Origin of the sequence: Arthrobacter sp. TB 26, from assembly GCF_000427315.1 — a bacterium.
In the GTDB taxonomy this organism is placed as follows: Bacteria; Actinomycetota; Actinomycetes; order Actinomycetales; family Micrococcaceae; genus Arthrobacter.
Genome location: NZ_AUPJ01000131.1, coordinates 1 through 2,747 on the forward strand (window position 1 = coordinate 1; position 2,747 = coordinate 2,747).

At 68.8% G+C, this 2,747-nt stretch carries 3 protein-coding genes; 2 read left to right on the forward strand and 1 reads right to left on the reverse strand.

Annotated elements, in window-relative coordinates; translation table 11 throughout:
• Both K789_RS0104140 and K789_RS0104145 read left to right on the forward strand, forming a co-directional pair.
• Nucleotides 1-559: SDR family oxidoreductase (locus tag K789_RS0104140; protein WP_024365651.1), on the forward strand; the 559-nt coding region annotated here is incomplete at its 5' end.
• A 148-nt stretch (nucleotides 560-707) separates the two neighbouring features.
• Nucleotides 708-1,790 (forward strand): glycerophosphodiester phosphodiesterase, encoded by a 1,083-nt coding sequence (locus tag K789_RS0104145; protein WP_024365652.1) that lies wholly within the window; start codon nucleotides 708-710, stop codon nucleotides 1,788-1,790.
• A gap of 11 nt (nucleotides 1,791-1,801) precedes the next feature.
• On the opposite strand, the gene K789_RS0104150 is transcribed toward K789_RS0104145, so the two are convergent.
• The coding region (locus K789_RS0104150; RefSeq protein ID WP_024365653.1) for an endonuclease/exonuclease/phosphatase family protein at nucleotides 1,802-2,747 on the reverse strand (946 nt) is incomplete at its 5' end.

The window sequence follows — 2,747 nt, forward strand, 5'->3', positions numbered from 1 at the left end:
CCGGCTGGTCGACGAGGTGACCCGGGCCGGAGGCATCGACACGCTGATCAACATCGCCGGCGGCGCACGCGGCGCCGACAAGGTGGCCGAGGCCAAGACCGAGGACTGGGAATGGATGTTCGAGGTCAACGTCCTGGGCACCATGAAGCTCACCCGGGCGTTCCTGCCGATGCTGCGCGCCTGCGGTGAAGGCACCGTCCTGAACCTGACGTCGACGGCGGCACTCTCCGCCTATGAGGGCGGCGGCGGATATAACGCAGCGAAGTTCGCCCAGCACGCGCTCACCGGGGCCCTGCGCCTCGAAGAAGCCGAACACAACCTTCGCGTGATCGAGGTGGCGCCCGGCCTCGTCCAGACCGAGGAGTTCGCCCTGAACCGCCTCGGCGACCAGGCCTCCGCCGCCAAGGTCTACCAGGGGGTCGAGAAGCCCCTCACCGCGGCGGACGTCGCCGACGTCGTCCGGTACGCCGTCACGGCACCCCACCACGTCAACCTCGACCAGATCGTGATCCGCCCGGTCGCGCAGGCCGCCAACTACAAGCTGATCCGCAAGGGCTAGGCGGGGTCCGGCGGGGCCGGCCGGAGAAGGGACGCCTGGCGTTCATCTACGCTTGCCCCTGCCGTGGGGCAGGGGTGGCCCGATGTTGGCCGCGGCCGGGGACCGTGGCGGGTGCAACTGCACACCACCAGAGTGGAGACTCTTTCCCATGCGAACCACGACGAAGCTCGGCGCTGCCGTACTCAGCGCAGCCCTGCTCCTCGCCACCTCGGCCCAGGCCCACGCCACCGACACCCGTGCCACCGGGTCAGACCCAGGCGCCTCCAACCACTTTGACCTTCAGGCGCACCGCGGCGGCATCGGCCTCACCGTCGAGTCGACGCTGGCATCGTTCGCGAAGGGCATCGAGACCGGCGTCTCGACCCTGGAGCTTGACCTCCAGATCACCAAAGACGGCCGCGAGGTGATCACCCACGACCGCAGGATCAGCGGAAAGAAGTGCCAGGACACGGCGCCCGTGACATCGGATGACCCGCAGTTTCCCTATGTGGGCAAGTACATCAAGGACCTGACGTTCGCCCAGGTCCGGAGCCTAGACTGCGGTTCGCTGACCCAGCCGCAGTTCCCGGGCCAGGTGGCATCCCCGGGTGCCAGGATGCCCACGCTCGCCGAGGTCTTTGCCCTGGCAGATTCCTACCGGGCCAGCCAGGTCAGGTTCAACATCGAAACCAAGGTCGAAGCCGGCGCCCCGGACGAGACCGCCCCGCGTGAACAGTTCGTGGAAGTCGCCCTGGCGGAAATCAACAAGGCCCACATGCAAAGCCGGGTTTCGGTCCAGAGCTTCGACTGGGGATCGCTGCGCCTCGTCCGCGAGCGCCAGCCGCAGATCCCCACCGTTGCCCTGACCAACAAGGACTTCCTTCAGGTGGGCCAGCCTGGCAGTTCGCCGTGGCTCGGCGGCATCGATGCGGACGACTTTGGCGGGGACCTGGTCGCAGCCGCGGCCTCCCTCGGCGTCAACGCCATCTCCCCGGTGCACGGCATGCCCCAGAACGGCGCGGTCACGGATCAGGACTACGTCCCGTATGTCACCGCCGACATGGTCAGCCGCGCCCATGCCGCCGGCATGCAGGTCATTCCTTGGACTGTTGACGACAAGCCCACCATGCGCGCCCTCATCGCCGACGGCGTCGACGGCCTCATCACGGACTACCCGGACCGTCTGCGGGACGTCATGGACGATTCAGGCATGAAGCTGCCGCGCAGCTTCGAGCTCACGCCAGGACGCTGAGCTGCCCCCCGTCATCCCAGGGATGAACGCCTGGCCGTTGCCGGGACGGTCAGCGTCGCCATAATGGCGGCGTGGTCCGTTCCGGGCACCCGGTGCACAGTGTAGGCCGCGCTGCGCACCGACGGGCTGGTCACCAGATGGTCGATCGTGATGCCGGGAAGCAGCACATCGTCCATCGGCCAAGTGGGGACCAGGCGGGAACCCTGGGCCATCCCCACGTCCACCGACGTCCCACCCCCGCCTTCCAGGAGCCGCCGGAACTCGGCATGGTCATAGCTGGCATTGAAGTCACCGGCCAGCACCACATTCCCGGGCCGGGATGCCAGGCGGCCGAGTGCCGCGAGGTCACTGCGCCACTTCGGCAGGCCCACACCCACGGGAGCGCGGGTGTGGACGTTCGTGAGTTCGACGACGGCCCGCTCACCGTGGGACTCGGCCGTGAGCCGGATCATCGGCATCGGAAAATGCGCTTCGGGTACGTTCCCCTCGGCCACCAGCCCGTGGACCGAGTAGACGGCATTCCCGGCGGCGCCGCCGGCAGGAGCGCTGATCCTGTTCGGAAGCAGGTCGGCCAGGCCGGCCGCGGCCAGCCGGTCCTCGAGGGCCTTGGTGTATTCCTGGAGCGTCAGCAGCGTGATGCCGTTCTCGCGCACCAGCCGGACAATTTCCGCCGCGTCCGCCTTGCCGAGTTTGGCATTGAGGCTCATGGCCCGCACCTCCACCGCGCCCTCGGCCGTTCCTGCGCCGGAATCCGGCGCGGCCCGGGCGTAGTCCAGCGGCACCAGCCAGAAGAGCTGCACTGCCACGAGACCCGCTGCCGCGCCCGCCATCCACCGCCGCCGGCCCAGCACCGCGAACAGCAGCGAGGCGCTCGCGGGCAGCACCAGCCACGGGGTGAAGGACACCAGCTGGACCACGGTGGTGGGCCATTCCCGCGGCACGGCACGGAAGACGGAG